15 protein-coding genes and 1 tRNA gene are annotated in these 15,886 nt (G+C 74.7%); 9 read left to right on the forward strand and 7 right to left on the reverse strand.

Annotation, left to right across the window (positions count from 1 at the left end):
- Window positions 1-114: 114 nt before the first annotated feature.
- The 3 genes from ACIRQF_RS33980 to ACIRQF_RS33990 form a co-directional block, all read right to left on the reverse strand.
- Complete coding sequence (locus tag ACIRQF_RS33980) at window positions 115-1,602, reverse strand: cellulose binding domain-containing protein (protein ID WP_404098335.1); 1,488 nt, start codon at window positions 1,600-1,602, stop codon at window positions 115-117.
- A 141-nt stretch (window positions 1,603-1,743) separates the two neighbouring features.
- Window positions 1,744-3,114, reverse strand: coding sequence for a sensor histidine kinase (locus ACIRQF_RS33985; RefSeq protein ID WP_382486136.1), 1,371 nt, complete (start codon window positions 3,112-3,114; stop codon window positions 1,744-1,746).
- Window positions 3,111-3,821: a response regulator transcription factor gene (locus ACIRQF_RS33990; RefSeq protein WP_404098337.1), complete on the reverse strand. Its 711-nt coding sequence runs from the start codon at window positions 3,819-3,821 to the stop codon at window positions 3,111-3,113. Before ACIRQF_RS33990 ends, ACIRQF_RS33985 begins: the two co-directional genes overlap by 4 nt.
- A gap of 34 nt (window positions 3,822-3,855) precedes the next feature.
- Here ACIRQF_RS33990 and ACIRQF_RS33995 point away from each other — a divergent pair, with 34 nt between their 5' ends.
- The gene (locus tag ACIRQF_RS33995) at window positions 3,856-4,413 is read left to right on the forward strand and encodes a hypothetical protein (protein WP_404098340.1); all 558 of its coding nucleotides are present in this window, start codon (window positions 3,856-3,858) and stop codon (window positions 4,411-4,413) included.
- Between the two features lie 12 nt (window positions 4,414-4,425).
- On the opposite strand, the gene ACIRQF_RS34000 is transcribed toward ACIRQF_RS33995, so the two are convergent.
- Both ACIRQF_RS34000 and ACIRQF_RS34005 read right to left on the reverse strand, forming a co-directional pair.
- On the reverse strand, window positions 4,426-5,292 hold the full coding sequence (locus tag ACIRQF_RS34000; RefSeq protein ID WP_404098343.1) for a spermidine synthase: 867 nt from the start codon (window positions 5,290-5,292) through the stop codon (window positions 4,426-4,428).
- Between the two features lie 34 nt (window positions 5,293-5,326).
- Window positions 5,327-5,812: a hypothetical protein gene (locus ACIRQF_RS34005; protein WP_376637716.1), complete on the reverse strand. Its 486-nt coding sequence runs from the start codon at window positions 5,810-5,812 to the stop codon at window positions 5,327-5,329.
- 224 nt (window positions 5,813-6,036) lie between these two features.
- On the opposite strand from ACIRQF_RS34005, the gene ACIRQF_RS34010 reads away from it, so the two are divergent.
- A complete protein-coding gene (locus tag ACIRQF_RS34010; RefSeq protein ID WP_404098346.1) occupies window positions 6,037-7,332 on the forward strand; it encodes a tetratricopeptide repeat protein in 1,296 nt (431 codons plus the stop codon).
- A gap of 21 nt (window positions 7,333-7,353) precedes the next feature.
- Here the strand turns inward: ACIRQF_RS34010 and ACIRQF_RS34015 are convergent, their stop codons facing one another.
- Window positions 7,354-7,947 carry a histidine phosphatase family protein gene (locus ACIRQF_RS34015; protein WP_404098349.1) on the reverse strand — a complete coding sequence of 198 codons (594 nt, stop codon included), beginning with the start codon at window positions 7,945-7,947 and terminating at the stop codon, window positions 7,354-7,356.
- Between the two features lie 149 nt (window positions 7,948-8,096).
- On the opposite strand from ACIRQF_RS34015, the gene ACIRQF_RS34020 reads away from it, so the two are divergent.
- The 7 genes from ACIRQF_RS34020 to ACIRQF_RS34050 all read left to right on the forward strand — a co-directional run bounded on the left by ACIRQF_RS34020 (window position 8,097) and on the right by ACIRQF_RS34050 (window position 14,576).
- Window positions 8,097-8,942: a phosphatase PAP2 family protein gene (locus ACIRQF_RS34020; protein WP_404098352.1), complete on the forward strand. Its 846-nt coding sequence runs from the start codon at window positions 8,097-8,099 to the stop codon at window positions 8,940-8,942.
- Entirely contained in the window at window positions 8,875-9,999 is a 1,125-nt protein-coding gene (locus ACIRQF_RS34025) for a hypothetical protein (protein WP_404098355.1), read from the forward strand. Before ACIRQF_RS34020 ends, ACIRQF_RS34025 begins: the two co-directional genes overlap by 68 nt.
- The gene (locus ACIRQF_RS34030) at window positions 9,990-11,573 is read left to right on the forward strand and encodes a hypothetical protein (protein WP_404098358.1); all 1,584 of its coding nucleotides are present in this window, start codon (window positions 9,990-9,992) and stop codon (window positions 11,571-11,573) included. The genes ACIRQF_RS34025 and ACIRQF_RS34030 overlap by 10 nt, the downstream gene beginning before the upstream one ends.
- On the forward strand, window positions 11,570-12,913 hold the full coding sequence (locus tag ACIRQF_RS34035) for an AAA domain-containing protein (protein WP_376637722.1): 1,344 nt from the start codon (window positions 11,570-11,572) through the stop codon (window positions 12,911-12,913). Before ACIRQF_RS34030 ends, ACIRQF_RS34035 begins: the two co-directional genes overlap by 4 nt.
- A 480-nt stretch (window positions 12,914-13,393) precedes the next feature.
- Window positions 13,394-13,750 carry a hypothetical protein gene (locus ACIRQF_RS34040; RefSeq protein ID WP_376637435.1) on the forward strand — a complete coding sequence of 119 codons (357 nt, stop codon included), beginning with the start codon at window positions 13,394-13,396 and terminating at the stop codon, window positions 13,748-13,750.
- Window positions 13,751-13,882: 132 nt separating this feature from the next.
- On the forward strand, window positions 13,883-14,512 hold the full coding sequence (locus ACIRQF_RS34045) for a hypothetical protein (protein WP_404098362.1): 630 nt from the start codon (window positions 13,883-13,885) through the stop codon (window positions 14,510-14,512).
- A tRNA-Lys gene (locus ACIRQF_RS34050) sits at window positions 14,503-14,576 on the forward strand. The genes ACIRQF_RS34045 and ACIRQF_RS34050 overlap by 10 nt, the downstream gene beginning before the upstream one ends.
- Window positions 14,577-14,630: 54 nt before the next feature.
- On the opposite strand, the gene ACIRQF_RS34055 is transcribed toward ACIRQF_RS34050, so the two are convergent.
- Window positions 14,631-15,863 (reverse strand): M6 family metalloprotease domain-containing protein, encoded by a 1,233-nt coding sequence (locus tag ACIRQF_RS34055; RefSeq protein ID WP_382483599.1) that lies wholly within the window; start codon window positions 15,861-15,863, stop codon window positions 14,631-14,633.
- Window positions 15,864-15,886: the final 23 nt, after the last annotated feature.

Below are 15,886 nucleotides of genomic sequence, written 5' to 3' on the forward strand. Positions count from 1 at the left end.
TGGTCCGTCCGGGGCGCGCGGTGTGGGGGGATCGGGTGGCCTCGCGGCGACGAGAGGCGGCCCGGCCGCCGGGGCCCGCCACGGTGGGCGGGACGGCGGCGGGCGGGTGTCCGGCTACTTGTAGGCGCCGAAGGCCTTGGTGAAGGCGAGCGGCTGCTGGAGGATCGAGGAGCAGGTGGGGTCCGCGTAGCCCACCGCGCCGGCCGCGCACTGCTTGTCGCGGGCGCCGGACCACATCGCCAGCCAGCCGATGCCCTTCGAGCGCGCGAAGTCGACGAGCTGGGTGGCGTCGTCGACCTTGAAGACCTCGGAGGAGACGTCGTTCACTCCGATCATCGGGGTGACCGCGACGGCCTTCCAGGCGGCCGCGTCCGACAGGCCGAGGACGCCCTTGATCTGGGCCTGGGTGGCGGTGGCGGCCGAGATGGCGTACTGGCCCATGTCGGCGCTGTAGGCCGGCCCGTAGTCCATCGCCATGATGTTCACGGCGTCCACGCGGACCCCGTTCCGCTTCGCGTCGGCGACCAGGTCGACGCCCGGCTGGGTCAGGCCCTCGGGCATGACCGGCAGGGTGAAGGAGACGTTCAGGCCCGGGTGGGACTTCTGGAGCTGGGCGATGGCCTGGGAGCGGCGGGTGTTGGCGGCCGTGTCCGGCAGGGCGGCGCCCTCGATGTCGAAGTCGACCTTGGTGAGCTTGTACTGGTCGATGACCTTGCCGTACGCGGCGGCGAGGGCGGTCGGGGTCGAGCAGTTGAGCGCCAGCTCGTGGCCGGCCGCGCCGCCGAAGGAGACCCGGACGTCGCCGCCCTTGGCCCGCAGGGCGCCTATCTGGGCGGCGACCTTGTCGGAGGCCAGGTCGGTGACGCCGCCCCACAGCGGGGCGCAGCTGCCGCCGGAGGTGATGAAGGCCAGGTTGAACTCCTTCACGCCGGTCTGGTCGGCGGTGGCCAGGAGGTCGTAGGCCGGGTAGAGGGAGGTGTCGACGTAGGGGGCGAAGCGCGCCGCACCGACCGGGGCGGTGGTGGTGGTCGGCGTCGGCGTGGGGGACGCGGTCGCGGTCTTCGTCGGGGTGGGCGTCGCGGTCCGGGTGGGGCTCGCGGTGGCGGTGGGGGTCGCGGTCGCGGTGGGCTGCCCGGTGGGGCGGCCGCTCGGGGTGGGGGTGGGTCCGCCGACGGAGCAACTGGCCTTGTTGATGAGGCAGTTGACGGGGTCGCCGGCCGCGCCGGAGGCGGAGGTCACGAAACCGACGGTGACGGACTGGCCGGGGGCGAGCTGCTTGTTCCAGCTCGCGGGCTTCACGGTGACGTGGCGGCCGGAGACGGTGTGCTCGCCGTTCCAGAGCGACCCGATGACGGTTCCCGCGGGGAGGTCGAACTCCAGGGTCCAGTCGGTCTGGGGTGCGGAGGTCTCGTTGGTGACGACGTACTGGCCGGTGTAGCCGCCGGTCCAGGAGCTGGTCCTGGTGTAGGCGGCGCCGACGGACGCGGCCTGGGCGGTGCCGGAGAGCGCGAAGGCCGCGCCGCCGATCACCGCGGCGGCGACGACCGCGCCGACGACCTTGGTCCTGCCGCTGGTCCTGCGCCGGTGCGAACTGGTGCCCATCGCGTTCCTGCCTCTACGTGCCGGGGGGGTGGGGGGTGCGGCAGCACGCTAGCGACAGGGAAACGGACAAATGGCCACGAGCAGGCCGGGGTTGAGGATTCTTAGGGTCCGCTTAAGGGAGGCATCGGAGCGATTAAAGGTTCACCGTGCACGACGCCGGCCGCGACGCCCGGCGGGGGTGCGGGCGCCCCGCTCGCCCAGGCCGATCCAGATGCGGACCTCGGTACCGCCGAGCACCGAGTGCCCGATCCGGACGTCGCCGCCGGTCGACTCCGCCATCCGCCGGACGATGTCCAGGCCGAGGCCCGTGGAGCCCGCCCGGCCGCTGCCGGCGCCGCGGGCGAGCGCCGCCGCGGGGTCGGGAATGCCGGCGCCCGCGTCGGAGACCAGGATGATCACCGCGTCGTCGCCGTTGTGGAGGTCGACCGAGAAGGCGGTGCCTTCCCGGGTGTGCCGGAAGACGTTGCCGAGCAGGGCGTCGAGCGCGGCGACGAGTTCGGGCCGCGCGACCGGGATGCGTACCGGCCGCTCGACCCCGGCGACGCGCACCTTGCGCCCCTCGTCCTCGGCGAGTGCCGACCAGAAGTCCATCCGCTCGCGCACCACTTCGGCCGCGTCGCAGCCGGCCACGGCGGCGGTGGCCTGGGTCTTCGGCTTGGCCTCGCGGGCGGTGCGGATGATCGTGTCGACCTCGCGCTCCAGCTGCTCGACGGCGGACCGGGTCTGGTCGGCAGCCGGTCCGGAGCCCAGCGAGGCCGCGTTGAGCCGGAGCACGGTGAGCGGGGTGCGCAGCCGGTGCGAGAGGTCGGCGGCCAGCTCCCGCTCGTTGGCGAGCAGCTGGACGACCTGGTCGGCCATCGAGTTGAAGGCGACGGCCGCCGACTTGAGCTCGGGCGGCCCCTCCTCGCGGACGCGGGCGCCCAGTTTGCCCTCGCCCAGTTCGTGGGCGGCGCGGGCGAGCCGCTGTGCGGGCTGGACCATGCGCAGGCCGAGCCGGTCGGCGACGGCGACGGAGCCGACGATCAGGGCGATGCCGACCGCGGCGAGGACCAGCCAGGCGGTGGCGACGCCGTTGCTGACCTCGCCCTCGGGGACGAAGAGTTCGACGACCGCGACCTGTCCGGAGCTGACCGCGGTGGGCTGCAGCAGCGCGGAGCCGCCCGGCACGTCGGCGATGGTGGCCCGGCCGAGCGACCGGGTGGTGGCCAGGTCCTCGTCGCTGGCCCGCCGGGTGCCGATCTCCTCGCCGCCGCTGCCGGGTTCGCCGGGCGACGGGAGGTGGACGGCGAGGCGGCCCTCGGCGCCGTCGTCGGTGGTGGCGACGGCCCGCTCCAGCTGTTCGCGGTCGGTGGTGATGGCGAGGACCGGGGCGAGACCGGCGGCGCGCCGCTCGGCGTTGGAGAACGCGCGGTCGCGGGCCATCTCCTTGACGACCAGACCGAGCGGCACGGCGAACGCGACGACGACCATCACGGTCACCGCGAGCGACACCTTGACCAGGGCCCATCTCACGGCCGGGACTCCCCCGCGCCGACGGGCGGCTCCAGCTTCACGCCCACCCCGCGCAGGGTGTGCAGATAGCGCGGCCGGGCGGCCGTCTCCCCCAGCTTCCGTCGCAGCCACGACAGATGGACGTCGATGGTCTGGTCGTCCCCGTACGCCTGCTGCCACACCTCGGCGAGCAGCTCCCTGCGGGACACGACCACGCCCGGCCGCCCGGCCAGGAAGGCCAGCAGGTCGAACTCACGCCGGGTCAGGTCGAGCGCGGTCCCGTCGAGGGCCGCCTGGCGGCGCAGCGGGTCGATGGCGAGCCCGCCGACCCGGAGCTCCCGGGAGGGCGGCGCCTCGCCCCCCGAGGCACGGGCCCGGCGCAGTACGGCCGCCATGCGGGCGGACAGGTGCTCCACGGAGAACGGCTTGGTGAGGTAGTCGTCCGCCCCGTCGTTGAGCAGCCGGACGATCTCCGCCTCGTCGTCGCGGGCGGTCGCGATGATCACCGGGACGTCGGTGATCCCGCGCAGCATCTTGAGCGCCTCGGCGCCGTCGAGATCGGGCAGTCCGAGGTCGAGGATGACCACGTCGAAACGGAGATGAGCGACCTCGCGCAGCGCCTCCAGGGCCGTGCCGACGCTTCTCACGGTGTGGGAGGCTTCGGTCAGGTGCCGGATGAGGGCGGAGCGCACGAACTGGTCGTCCTCGACCACGAGCACACTTGCCATGGGCGGCACCGTACGCCATCCGGGGGATGGCAGGATGAGCCGGATGCGAAGAGGACTGGTTCACGCGCTGGCGTGGTCGCTCGCCACGGGCGCCGCGGTCACGCTCTCCTGGTGGGGCGTGCACACCGTGCTGGCCGGGACGGTCTACGATCCGCCGCGGGCGCTGCCGATCCCGTCGGTCGCCGCCGGGGACGGCGCCGGCACGGACCCGCTGACCTCCTCGACCCACAGCCCCGAGTCGCCCTCCGCGACCCCGACGGCCACGCCGTCCTCGGCCCGGCCCACGACGACGGTGCCCACCGCCCCCGCCCACCGGCCCGCCGCCCCGAAGACCGCGTCGAGCGGCTCCGGCGAGGGCGCGGGGGACACCGGCAGCGTCAAGAGCTACGGCACGGACGGCGGCCGGGCCGTCTTCGACATGGGCCCGTCCTCGGCCGAGCTGGTCTCCGCCACCCCCGAGTCGGGCTGGCAGATGCAGGTGTGGAAGCAGCCCACCTGGATCCGGGTGACCTTCACCAAGGACGGGCGGGAGATCTCCGTCTTCTGCCTGTGGCACGACACCGCGCCCCGCGTGGAGATCGACGAGCGCTGAGCCGGCGCCGGGTCAGCGGAAGACGGACGCCGGCGGTACGGGCGAGGGCTTGGCGCTCGCGTCGGTGACCGGCGCCGCGCCGCCCGTGAAGTCGGTGAGCGCCCGCCCGTGCTCGACGCGCCCGGGGTGCGGGTCGGTCGCGACCCGCCGGGTCAGCTCGGCCACCGGCAGCTCCCGGTCCGAGGCGAGCAGCACGGCGTTGCCGAAGCGCCGCCCGCGCAGCACGGTCGGGTCCGCGACCAGGGCCAGCTCGGGGAAGACGGTGGCGGCGGTGGCGACCTGGCCGCGCAGATGGGTCAGTGGCGGGCCGTCGGCGAGGTTGGCCGCGTAGAAGCCGCCGGGCCGCAGCACCCGGCGCACCTCGGCCAGGAACTCCGTGCTGGTCAGGTGGGCGGGCGTACGGGCACCGCTGAACACGTCGGCGATGATCAGGTCCGCCCAGCCGTCCTGCACCTTGCCGAGCCCGTCACGGGCGTCGGTGGAGCGGACCCGGATGCGGGCGGTGGAGTCGAGCGGCAGCTCCCGGCGGACCAGCTGCACGAGGGGCCCGTCGAGCTCCACGATCTGCTGCGTGGAGCGGGGCCGGGTGGCCGCGACGTAGCGGGCCAGGGTGAAGGCGCCGCCGCCGAGGTGCACGACCTGGACCGGCTTGTTCGGCGGGGCGGCGAGGTCGGCGATGTGGCCGAGACGCCGCTGGTACTCGAAGGAGAGGTACGCGGGATCGTCGAGGTCGACGTGCGACTGCGGGGCGCCGTCGATGAGCAGCGTCCACCCGCGGGGGCGCTCCCGGTCGGGTATGAGTTCGGCGAGCCCGCCGTCGACGGTCTCGACGACCGCTACGGCTCCCGCCGCCCGTTCCCGCTGCTTGTTCCTTGCCACGTGGCCCATTATCGGTGCACTCGCGGGACCGGGCTCAGCGGCAGCCGTCGGCCGCCTCGATCAGCCGGGCCGCCTGCCCCAGGGCCGCGCGCAGCATGGCCGGGTCGGTGACCTCGCTGCTGTCGCCGGGCGGCAGCAGCCAGTCCGCCGGACGCGGCGTGGCGCCGTCCATGCCGGGCAGCTCGGGCAGCTCCGGCAGCCGCAGCCCGCGCCCGTCGGTCCGGGTACAGGCGCTGCCCGGCATGTCCCAGCCCGCCGCGGTGCCGGGCGGCACCAGGAAGCCGAGGGTGTCGCAGGCCCCGTCGTGCAGCACGGGGCCGACCGCCGGTGCGCCGCCCCGGCGCAGGATGTCCACGGCCTCCAGGCCCTGCCGGGCCGGCACGGTCACCAGGTCGCAGTCCCCCAGGCGCTCGGCCTCGCCCGAGCAGGGGGCACTCCCACCGTGCGACGCGAGGGACGCGCTCGCGTCCTGCGAAGGCATGTGCCGCTCGGTCGACTGCGACGCTTCGGTCTCCACCATGGGACCCCTCCTCGCTCAAGAGGAGACACGTTCCGTCTCTCCGCATGGTTCAACGCCCGTACGCGTCAACGGCTACGGCGGCACGCCGCCGCAAAGGATGGCAGTTCATGGCAGATCGCGTGCGAGATATCCGATTTGTTGCCAAACCCTGCGTACGCGGCCGGTCACAGCAGGTACGTTCTTGCCCCGCCGGAACACCGGCAGCACCAGGAGAGGGCTCGGCCATGGCGTTGTCACGGGCAGTTCCCAATCTCGCCTTCCGCAGACTCCGCGGACAGCGCTCGCCGGCGGAGTTCGCCGCGATCGTCCGCCGGGCCGCGCGGGAGATCGGCGAGCAGGTCGCATGCGACGCCCGCTACATCGGGCGCGTGGAGGCGGGCGAGATCCGCTGCCCGAACTACGCGTACGAGCGGGTCTTCCTGCACATGTTCCCCGGACTGAGCCTTGCGGACCTGGGGTTCTCGGCGCGGGAGGCCGTTCGCGGCCGGCGGCCGGCCGCCGTGGCGGCCGGGGCACCACCGCCCCTCGCCATCACCACCCGGAACGATGAGGAGAGCGACGTGCTGCGTCGCGCATTCATGACCGGCGGCACCGCCACTCTGGCGACCGCCTCGCTGGGCCTCGGCGGCGCCACCGCCGCAGCCGCCATTCCCGCCCCCCGTGGCGCCCACCGCGTCGGCGACGCCGAGGTCCGCGCCGTCGAGGACGCCGTACGGCAGATCCGTCTGCTCGACGACCGGCACGGCGCCGAGGGCCTCTACCAGCGGGCCACCCAGCCGCTGCGCACCGCCTACGCCCTGCTCGACGCGGGCGTGGCCGCCCGCCGTTCCACGGCCGACCGGCTGCACAACGGCGCCGGCGAGCTGGCCATCTCCGTCGGCTGGCTCGCCCACGACTCGGGGCGTCTCGACGACGCCCGCTCGCACTATGCGGAGGCCCTCGCCACCGCGCGCGTGGCCGGCGACGCCGCCCTGGAGGCGCACGCCTTCTGCAACACCTCGTTCCTGGCCCGGGACTGCGGCCGGTACCGGGAGGCGGTCCGGGCCGCGCAGGCCGGGCTGCGGGCGGCCCAGCCGCTCGCCTCGTCCCGGCTGCTCGCCCTGCTCAGCCTGCGGGAGGCCGGGGCATGGGCCGGGCTCGGCGACCGGTCCGCGTGCGCGCAGGCCCTCGGCCGGGCCCACCGGCACTTCGAGCGGGGCGCCGGCGAGGGCGACCCGGAGTGGATGTCCTTCTTCGGCGAGCCCGAGCTGGAGGCCCTGGAGGCCCAGTGCTGGTCGCTGCTGGGCGACTGGTCCCGAGCGGCCCGGCACGCCCAGCGCGCCACGGTCCTGCAGAACCCGCACTTCACCCGGAACCTCGCCCTCTACCGGGCCCAGCTCGCCGGCGACCTCGCCCACGCGGGCCGCCCCGACGAGGCCGAGGCGGAGGTGCGCCGGGTGGAGTCCTCCCTGAACGGCGTCGAGTCCGCCCGGATCCGCACGATGCTCGCGGAGACCCGGCGGGTCCTCGCCGCGTACTGAGCGGCCCGCCCGGCGGCGGCCCTACTCCAGGTGTCCGGTGTCGTTCCAGCGCTCGATCGCCGGATCGCCGTAGGCCCAGCCCAGGACCGACAGGCTCGTCGGGTCGAGGCGGATGCGGGCGGCGAAGGACACGTCCTCGCCGAGCCAGCGGGCGCCGATGGACCGCAGGATGTGCCCGTGCGCGAAGACCAGGACGTCACGGTCGGCCGAACGGGCCCACTCCACGACCCGGTCCGCCCGCGCCGACAGCTCGGCCAGGGCCTCCCCCTCGGACACGCCGTCCCGCCAGATGAACCAGCCGGGCTGAACGGCCTTGATCTCGTCCGGGGTCATGCCCTCGTAGGCACCGTAGTCCCACTCCATGAGCGCGTCCCAGTCCTCCGCGCGCTCGCCGAAGCCCGCCAGGTCACAGGTCTCCCGGGCGCGCACCAGCGGGCTGGTGCGCACCTCGACCCCGTCGAGGCCCGCCCACGGCTCCCGGGCCAGGCGCGCGCCGAGCAGCTTGGCGCCGCGGCGGCCCTCTTCGAGGAGGGGGATGTCCGTCCTGCCGGTGTGACGGCCGGACAGCGACCACTCGGTCTGGCCGTGCCGGGCGAGCAGGATGCGCGGTGCCATGAAGGCTCCCTGGTTCTTCAGCGGGGCGATGTGCGGACTTCCCCTCCATCATCGCCCACGTGAATTCCCGGTGACCTCCGGGCAACCTCGCACCACGCCGCGGCGTCCTCCCCCGGTCGGGGACGGGCCGGGGAAGGCGGGGGACTCGCATGCGCAGGCCACGGTGGTGGACGGAGCTCATACTGATCGCCGCGGTGTACGCGGCCTACTCCTGCGGGCGCCTGCTGGCCCGCGGGGACCGGACCGCCGCCGTCGACCACGGCCTGGCGGTCCTGCGTGCCGAGGAGACGCTGGGCCTCGACCTGGAGCACGCGCTCAACCGCCTGTTCACGGCGACGCCCGCGCTCGGGATCCCCGCCGACTTCGCGTACGCCTCCCTGCACTACCTGGTCACGCCGGCCGTCCTGGTCTGGCTGTTCCGCCGCCGGCCCGCCGCGTACCGGGCCGCGCGCACCTGGCTGATGCTCTCCACCCTGCTCGGACTCGCCGGCTTCACCCTGCTGCCGACCTGCCCGCCCCGGCTGCTGGACCCGGCCCACGGCTTCGTCGACACGATGGCTCAGTTCAGTGCGTACGGCTGGTGGGGCGGGGAGGCGAGCGCGCCGCGCGGACTGGGCGGGCTCACCAACCAGTACGCGGCGATGCCCAGCCTGCACGTGGGCTGGGCGCTGTGGTGCGGCGTGATGCTGTGGCGGTACGGGCGTTCGCCGCTGGTCAAGTCGCTCGGCGTGGCCTATCCGCTGCTCACCGCCCTCGTCGTCATGGGCACGGCGAACCACTACTTCCTGGACGCGGTCGCGGGGGTGGCCGTAATGGGGGCGGGACTGCTGCTCGCGCCGTACGCGATGCGTCTGACGGACCGGGTGATCACGGGCGGATCCCGGCAAAGCGCCCCACTTGTCAGTGGCGGATGGGAGACTTCCGCGGGTGAGCGCATCCCTGGGCAGCGGTCCGCACCGGCCGCCGCAGACGACACTCCGGCATCAGCTCGCTGAGCTGCGCGGACCGGCCTCCGTGCCGCGTCCGCTGGACGCGCGGGCGCTGGCCGCCCTGGCCGCCAATCCAGGCTGCCGGCGGCGGGCGATCCTCGACGGCGCGGGGATCGACAAGACGGCGCTCGCCGCGAAGCTCGGCGCCCCCTCGGGCTTCGGCCAGTCGCAGTTCGCCATCGCCCGGGGCAACGCGTTCGAGGCCAGGGTGAAGGCGGACGGCGGGCGGGAACTGCTGCGGCTGCTCGGCATCGAGGACCCGTCGGACGTGGACCTGCCGGAGCTCGCGGCGGCCGGGCCCGAGGGCCGGGCGGCCCGGACCGCGCTCGCGCTGCGCGAGGCGACGGCGGCCGGCCGCTGGGCGCTGCTGGACCACCCCATGCTGGCCCTCGAGGTGGCCGGCTCCCCCGTCTACCTGGAGCCCGACGCGGTCGTGGTCCACCCCGACGGGCGGTGGACGGTCGTGGAGATCAAGTCCTTCCCGATGGTCGACGGTTCGGCCGACGCGCCGAAGGTGGGCGCGGCGGCCCGGCAGGCCGCGGTGTACGTGCTGGCCCTGGAGCGGGTCGCCGGCGTCACGGAGGGCGCGGAGGTGGCGCACACCGTGCTGCTCGTCTGCCCCAAGGACTTCTCCAACCTGCCGACGGCCTCGGCGGTGGACGTGCGCAGGCAACTGTCGGTGACGCGCCGCCAACTGGCCCGGCTGACCCGCCTCGACGAGATCGTCGACGCGCTGCCGGAGGGCGTCACCTTCGACGTGGCGGCGTGTTCGGCCGAGGAGCTCGCCTCGGCGGTGGAGTGCGTGCCGCACGCGTACGCGCCGGAGTGCCTGGCCGCCTGCGAGCTGGCCTTCCACTGCCGCGAGCGGGCTCGGGCCGCGGACGCCGTGACGACGCTCGGCCGGTCCGTACGGGGCGAGCTGGGCGGCCTGACGACGATCGGCGCGGTCCTGGCCGCGGCGCGCGGCGAGGCCGGCGATCCGGACGACCCGGCGGTCGCGGCCCTGCGCCGGGCCCGCGCGCTGCGGAGCGAGGCGCTCACGGGGGTGACCGCATGTCGCTGATCTCCGCCCTCGCCCGGATGGAGGCCGTCGAGGCGGGCCGGGCGCAGCCGCTGACCACGGTCCGGCACCGGCATCTGTCCGAACGGCCGCTCGTCCTGGTGCCGTTGACCACCGCGGGCGAGGCGGGCGCGCCGCTCGGGGCGCTGCTGGGCACGGACGCGGAGGAGCCGCGGCTGCTCGTCGTGCCGCAGCCGCGCGACCGCGACCTGCGGTTCGCGTTCCTCGCCGAGCTGGCCGACGGGATCCTGCCGTACGTCGACTCCTTCGCGTCGGTGGTCGAGGCGGCGGAGCGCAACGAGACCGACCCGGAGACCGGCAAGAAGGTCAAGGTCGAGGTCGAACTGTGCGCGGACGCCCCGCAGCTGGTGGTGCCGAGCCGGGCCGCCGTCGAGTACGTCCGCCTGCTCGGGCGCTCCACGCGCTTCCGGCGGACCGCGGAGCAGGACCCGGAGACGCCGTTCCCGGCGCCGCCGCGGGTGCCGCTGCTCGGCCGCTGGCTGACCCACTTCGGGGAGCGGGCCCGGGTGCCGGGCTCCTCGCTGCTGGTCGCCGCGACCGACCTGCTGAACCGGCACTGGGCCACCGGCCAGTCCTCCCTGGAGGACCAGCACCTGGGGGCGCTGCTCGCCTGGATCGACCCCCCGGAGGGGGAGTCCGGGGCCGAGGCGGCGCTGCGCGCGGAGCTCGGGCGGGACGCCGGGGGACAGTTGCTGTGGCCGCCGGCCGGCCCGGCGACCGACCCGGCCTTCGACAACAAGCTGCTCGCACCCGCGATCGAACGCTACGACCGGGCCCGGCAGGCGCTCGGCGCGGCCGAGGACGGCGGCGCCGCGGAGGACGGACTGGCCGAACTGCACCGTGCCGAGCGGGAGATCCGCCGACTGGTCGCCTCCCAGCTGAAGCCCACCTGGGACGCGGTGTGGCGGGCGCTCGACCTGCTGCGCGAGCTGCCGGAGGGGGCCCGGGTGCCCGATCGCTGGACCCGTGACCGCTGGTCGTTCACCGGCCAGCGGGACCGGATCGCGGCGGGCGAGCCGCCGCAGCCGCGCCGGGACGACGCCGTGACCGCCGCGCAGAAGCTTGCCGCGCGCGAGCAGGCGCAGGGCCAGCTGGAGGCGCAGGAGGCGCTCGACGACCCGCTGGTGCTGGCGGGCCGGCGGCTCGCGGGCGAGGCGTTCGTCGCGGAGGTCGTCGAGGTGACGATGGCGCGCACGGAGAAGAACCGACCCCGCCCGCAGCTCACGGTCCGCACGGACGACCGGCCGCATCTGGGCGCGGGCGTGAAGGTGTACCGCTCGCTGGACGGCAAGCCGCAGTCCGCCGAGTTCGTGGGGCAGGAGGAGGACGGGGCGCTGGTGCTGCGGATCCTCGACCGGATGGGCCGCGCGAAGGAGCCGGCGGAGGGCTCGGTCCCGGAGAAGGGCGAGCGGATCTCCTGGACGCTCTTCGAGCACGACCAGCGGGTGGGCGCGAAGCTGCCCGACCCGGAGGAGACCCCGTGGACACACGGCGGTCCCCCGCGCTCCGACGTCGCCGAACTGCCCGACGCCATCACCCGCGAGGACATCCTGTGAGCCACCGGCCGCTGACCTTCGACCCGTCCGCGGAGGCCACGCGGGCGACGGACGCCATCCTGGAGAGCACCCTGCACGGGAGCGCCCGGGGTGTGGTCGTCGACTCCCCGCCGGGTGCCGGCAAGTCGACCCTCGTCGTGCGGGCCGCGCTCGAACTGGCCGACGCGGGCCGCCCGCTGATGGTCGTCGCACAGACCAACGCGCAGGTCGACGACCTGGTGCTGCGGATCGCGGAGAAGCGGCCCGAACTCCCGGTGGGCCGGCTGCACTCGAACGACTCCGACCCGTACGACCGGGCGCTGAACGAGCTGGAGCAGGTGCGGAAGTCGGCGAAGGCCGGCGATCTGACGGGGCTTCCGGTGGTCGTGTCGACGGCCGCGAAGTGGGCGCACGTGAAGAACGTGGAGCCGTGGGCGCACGCGATCGTGGACGAGGCGTACCAGATGCGCTCGGACGCGCTGCTCGCGGTGGCGGGCCTGTTCGAGCGGGCGCTGTTCGTGGGCGACCCGGGACAGCTGGACCCCTTCTCGGTGGTGGGCGCGGAGCAGTGGGCGGGCCTGTCCTACGACCCGTCGGCCTCCGCCGTCTCCACGCTCCTGGCGCACAATCCGGAGCTGCCGCAGCACCGGCTCCCGGTGTCCTGGCGCCTCCCGGCCTCCGCGGCCCCGCTGGTGTCCGACGCCTTCTACCCGTACACGCCCTTCCGCAGCGGCACGGACCACGGGGACCGGAAGCTGTCCTTCGGGGTGCCCTCGGACGGCTCGGGCCCGGACCGGGTCCTCGACGAGGCGGCGGAGTCCGGCTGGGGCCTGCTGGAGCTGCCCGCCCGGCACACCCCGCGCACGGACCCGGAGGCGGTCCACGCGGTCGCCCTCGTCGTGCGCCGCCTCCTGGACCGCGGCGGCGCGGCGGTCAGCGAGCGGTCCTCCGAGCCCGTGCCCCTGACCGCGGACCGGATCGCCGTGGGCACCGCCCACCGCGACCAGGCGGCGGCGGTGCGGGCGGCGCTCGCGGAGCTCGGCGTCTCCGGGGTGACGGTCGACACGGCGAACCGGCTCCAGGGCCGCGAGTACGACGTGACGGTGGTCCTGCACCCACTGTCCGGCCGCCCGGACGCGACCGCCTTCCACCTGGAGACCGGCCGCCTGTGCGTCCTGGCCTCCCGGCACCGGCACGCCTGCATCGTGGTCTGCCGCGCGGGCGTCGCGGAACTCCTGGACGAGCATCCGTCGACGGAGCCGGTCCAGCTCGGCGTCACGGTGAAGTTCCCGGACGGCTGGGAGGCGAACCACGCGGTGCTGTCCCACCTGGCGGAGCACCGGGTCAGCTGGTCGGCATGACGTCCGACGACGGCGGGAAGTCGTCCGGAGCCCCCGCACACGACGGACAGCCGACGACGTCGGGAATGGGTCCGGGCCCGGAGCCCCGCACCCGACGACGGCGGGGAGGGGTCCGGTGACTCCGCGGGGGTGGGGGTGTCCGGACGTGGCGGCGACCTTCCCGAGCGAAGCGAAGGGAAGCTCGCAGTCCGGACACCCCCACCCCCGCGGAGGCGCCGGACCCCGCGGACCCACGGGTCTCGCGCAGCACCCCGTCGGACGTGACGCGCCGGGCGGGCGGACCCACGGGTCTCGGGCAGCACCCCGTAGGACGTGACGCACCCCCGTAAGGCGTGACGCGCCGGGCGGGCGTACCCACGGGTCTCGCGCCGCACCCCGCCAGGGAAAAGGCGGAGTCCGCCGAGGCCCTCTTGCCAGGCGCGGGAGAATGGAAAGTGGCCCGGGTGTCCGGGCCGCGTGTGTGCGAGGAGGAGAAGGACCATGGCGGAATCCGCGGAACGGAGCGGACAGCGGCGGGTCAGGCCGGCGCCGCTGATCTTCGAGCCTGCCGAGGCGACCGCCGACCCGGAGCACTTCTTCGACCTGGAGTCGATCGAGGACCCGCGGGAGCTGCTGGCCCGGGCGACCGAGCTGACGCTGGCGTTCCGCGCGGCGACGGACCGGGCGATCGAGTTCCAGGCGATCGCGGCGGCCCAGCTGGCGGACCCGCGCCGGTTCGACCGGCTGACGCCGGCGGACGTGGCCGAGCGGGCGGCGTGGACCGAGGACTACGCGCGCAAGATGATCGAGTTCGGGCAGGGCCTGATCCGGACGGGCGGCCCCGACCGGGAGGAGTGAGCCCCCGGTCTACTCGCGCCGACCAGCGCCCTGGCATATGCCGGGGCGCAAGATACCCCTCCCGACCCCACGCTGTCCGGGTTTCCGACAACTCGCCGCAACGGATCCGTCACGCCCGGTACACCTACCGGTATGACCACCTGGCTGCGCGACGAGACCGCCCCGTACGACATCCTCCGACTTCTGGCGGACCCCGAGGAGGAGCGGCACCAGCCCGCGCGGGTGACCGAGGACGGCGCCGCTTGGCTCGCGTCCGCGACCGCGGACGCGTGGGCCACGCTCGACCGCTGGGAGGCACGGCCCGTCGCCCCGGCCCTGCTGCCCTGCGGCGGGGTCTTCGACGTGGTGAACGTGGAGCCGATCTTCGGGCGCCGGATGCTGGACCGGCTCTGGGCCGAGGGTCCCGGCTCCGGACCCGTCGCCGTGCACCGGGGCCGGATGCTGCTCTTCGCCGCCCCCGGCACCGCCCAGCGCTTACCGTCCCTGCTCGACTGGGAGGAGTGGGGGAGCTCCGTGCCCCGGCCGCTCTGCCACGGCACCGGGGACGCGGTGACCATCCCGCCGCTCGCCCCGCAGGACAGCTCGGGCCCGCGCTGGCTGGTGGCGCCGGACACCCGCAAGCCCTGGCTGCCGGGACCCGAGGTGCTGCTGTGGGCCTGTGTCCGAGCGGCCCGGGCGGTTTCGACGGCCGACGTGCGGGTATCGATTTTTCCTTCGGCGGATCCGGATGCTAATGTCTACGACGTCAGCAGGCGCCGCTAGCTCAGTTGGTTAGAGCAGCTGACTCTTAATCAGCGGGTCCGGGGTTCGAGTCCCTGGCGGCGCACAGACGGAAGAAGCCCCTCGCGAAAGCGGGGGGCTTCTTCGTGTGCGCGGCGCCTCAGGACAGCGCGTCCACGCTCGGACCCGTGACGCGGACCGCCCACACGCCGGCGCGGGTCCGCTCGTCGACCTCCACCCGTACGCCGGTGCCGGGCACGGTGAAGGACTCGCCCTCCCGCAGGGGCGCGTCGGCGAGCGGCGGGTAGACCGAGCTCTCCCAGCACGCCTCGGTCCTCGGGTGGGTGTCGACGACCTCGACCGGGCCCTCTCCCGACGCCGCCTCGTTGCGGACCCGGTAGATGAGCACGCCCTCGGCGCAGGTGTCGCGGTCGTTCCCGGTCGCCGAGCGCGCCTCGATCGCGAGCACGCTGTCCTCGCCCGTACGGACGACGGCGAGCCGGGTGCCGAGGGTGCCGCCGGCCACCGGGGCGGCGGCGACCGGCTCCAGGCTGATGACGTGGGTGCCGGGCCCGCGGACGCAGGTCACCTGGGAGCGGTCGAGCCAGCCCAGCTTCCACTTGTGCCATGCGAAGAGGTCCGGGGCGAGCCCGAACTGGCTGCCCATGACGTCCCAGTCACCCACGTGGGTGTCCCAGTCGCCCTTGCCGTCCGTGGGCCGGTGATAGAGGTCGGGCAGGTCGAAGACGTGCCCGGTCTCGTGGGCGAGGACGTTGCGGTCGGGCGGGTGGCGCTCGAAGACCGTGACGACCCGCTTGAGCTCCGTGCCGTCGGCCTCCAGCGGGTGCTCCAGGTTGACCACCTTGGTGGCGTCGGAGTCCACACCGGGGGCGTCGGGATCGGCGACCAGATAGACGATGTCGTAGCGGGAGAAGTCGACGGAGTCGTCGGCGGCCCGGATCGCGTCGCGCAGGTAGGCCGCTCGGTGCTCGGCGCTCCAGTCGCGCCTTATGGCGTAGGCGGCGGAGTCCCGCGGCATCCGGGCCCAGGTGGCCTGGGGGTGCACCCGCAGGCTGAACCGCCCGTAGGAGGCGCGCGCGAAGAACTCGGACGTGCTGGGGAAGTGGTCGGCGGCCAGCTCGGCGGGAGTGGTCAGGGGGGTGGCGTCCGGGAAGGACAGGAAGATCATGACCGCGTCGAGGGGGCGGGTGGGCCTTGGATAGGACGTGTTCCAGGTGTCGAGGCCGAGCGAGTGGTGGGCGGCGGTACGGGGCAGGGCGCAGGGTCCCGCGGAGGGCACGGCGACGGCGGGCCCCGCGACCAGCCCGGTCGCGGCGAGCGCGGCGAGGGAGGTGAAGGCCGCCGCACCGGCACGCAGGCGCGAGCGTTGCACTCCCCCGGGTGGCTGCTGACCCC

The organism is Streptomyces sp. NPDC101191 (genome assembly GCF_044767915.1).
Lineage (GTDB): Bacteria > Actinomycetota > Actinomycetes > Streptomycetales > Streptomycetaceae > Streptomyces.

Coding starts and splice junctions, on each gene's coding strand:
- ACIRQF_RS33980 (WP_404098335.1), bottom strand. CDS start 1,602: ATGGGCACCAGTTCGCACCGGCGCAGGACCAGCGGCAGGACCAAGGTC.
- ACIRQF_RS33990 (WP_404098337.1), bottom strand. CDS start 3,821: ATGGCAAGTGTGCTCGTGGTCGAGGACGACCAGTTCGTGCGCTCCGCC.
- ACIRQF_RS33995 (WP_404098340.1), top strand. CDS start 3,856: ATGAGCCGGATGCGAAGAGGACTGGTTCACGCGCTGGCGTGGTCGCTC.
- ACIRQF_RS34005 (WP_376637716.1), bottom strand. CDS start 5,812: ATGGTGGAGACCGAAGCGTCGCAGTCGACCGAGCGGCACATGCCTTCG.
- ACIRQF_RS34010 (WP_404098346.1), top strand. CDS start 6,037: ATGGCGTTGTCACGGGCAGTTCCCAATCTCGCCTTCCGCAGACTCCGC.
- ACIRQF_RS34015 (WP_404098349.1), bottom strand. CDS start 7,947: ATGGCACCGCGCATCCTGCTCGCCCGGCACGGCCAGACCGAGTGGTCG.
- ACIRQF_RS34020 (WP_404098352.1), top strand. CDS start 8,097: ATGCGCAGGCCACGGTGGTGGACGGAGCTCATACTGATCGCCGCGGTG.
- ACIRQF_RS34030 (WP_404098358.1), top strand. CDS start 9,990: ATGTCGCTGATCTCCGCCCTCGCCCGGATGGAGGCCGTCGAGGCGGGC.
- ACIRQF_RS34040 (WP_376637435.1), top strand. CDS start 13,394: ATGGCGGAATCCGCGGAACGGAGCGGACAGCGGCGGGTCAGGCCGGCG.
- ACIRQF_RS34045 (WP_404098362.1), top strand. CDS start 13,883: ATGACCACCTGGCTGCGCGACGAGACCGCCCCGTACGACATCCTCCGA.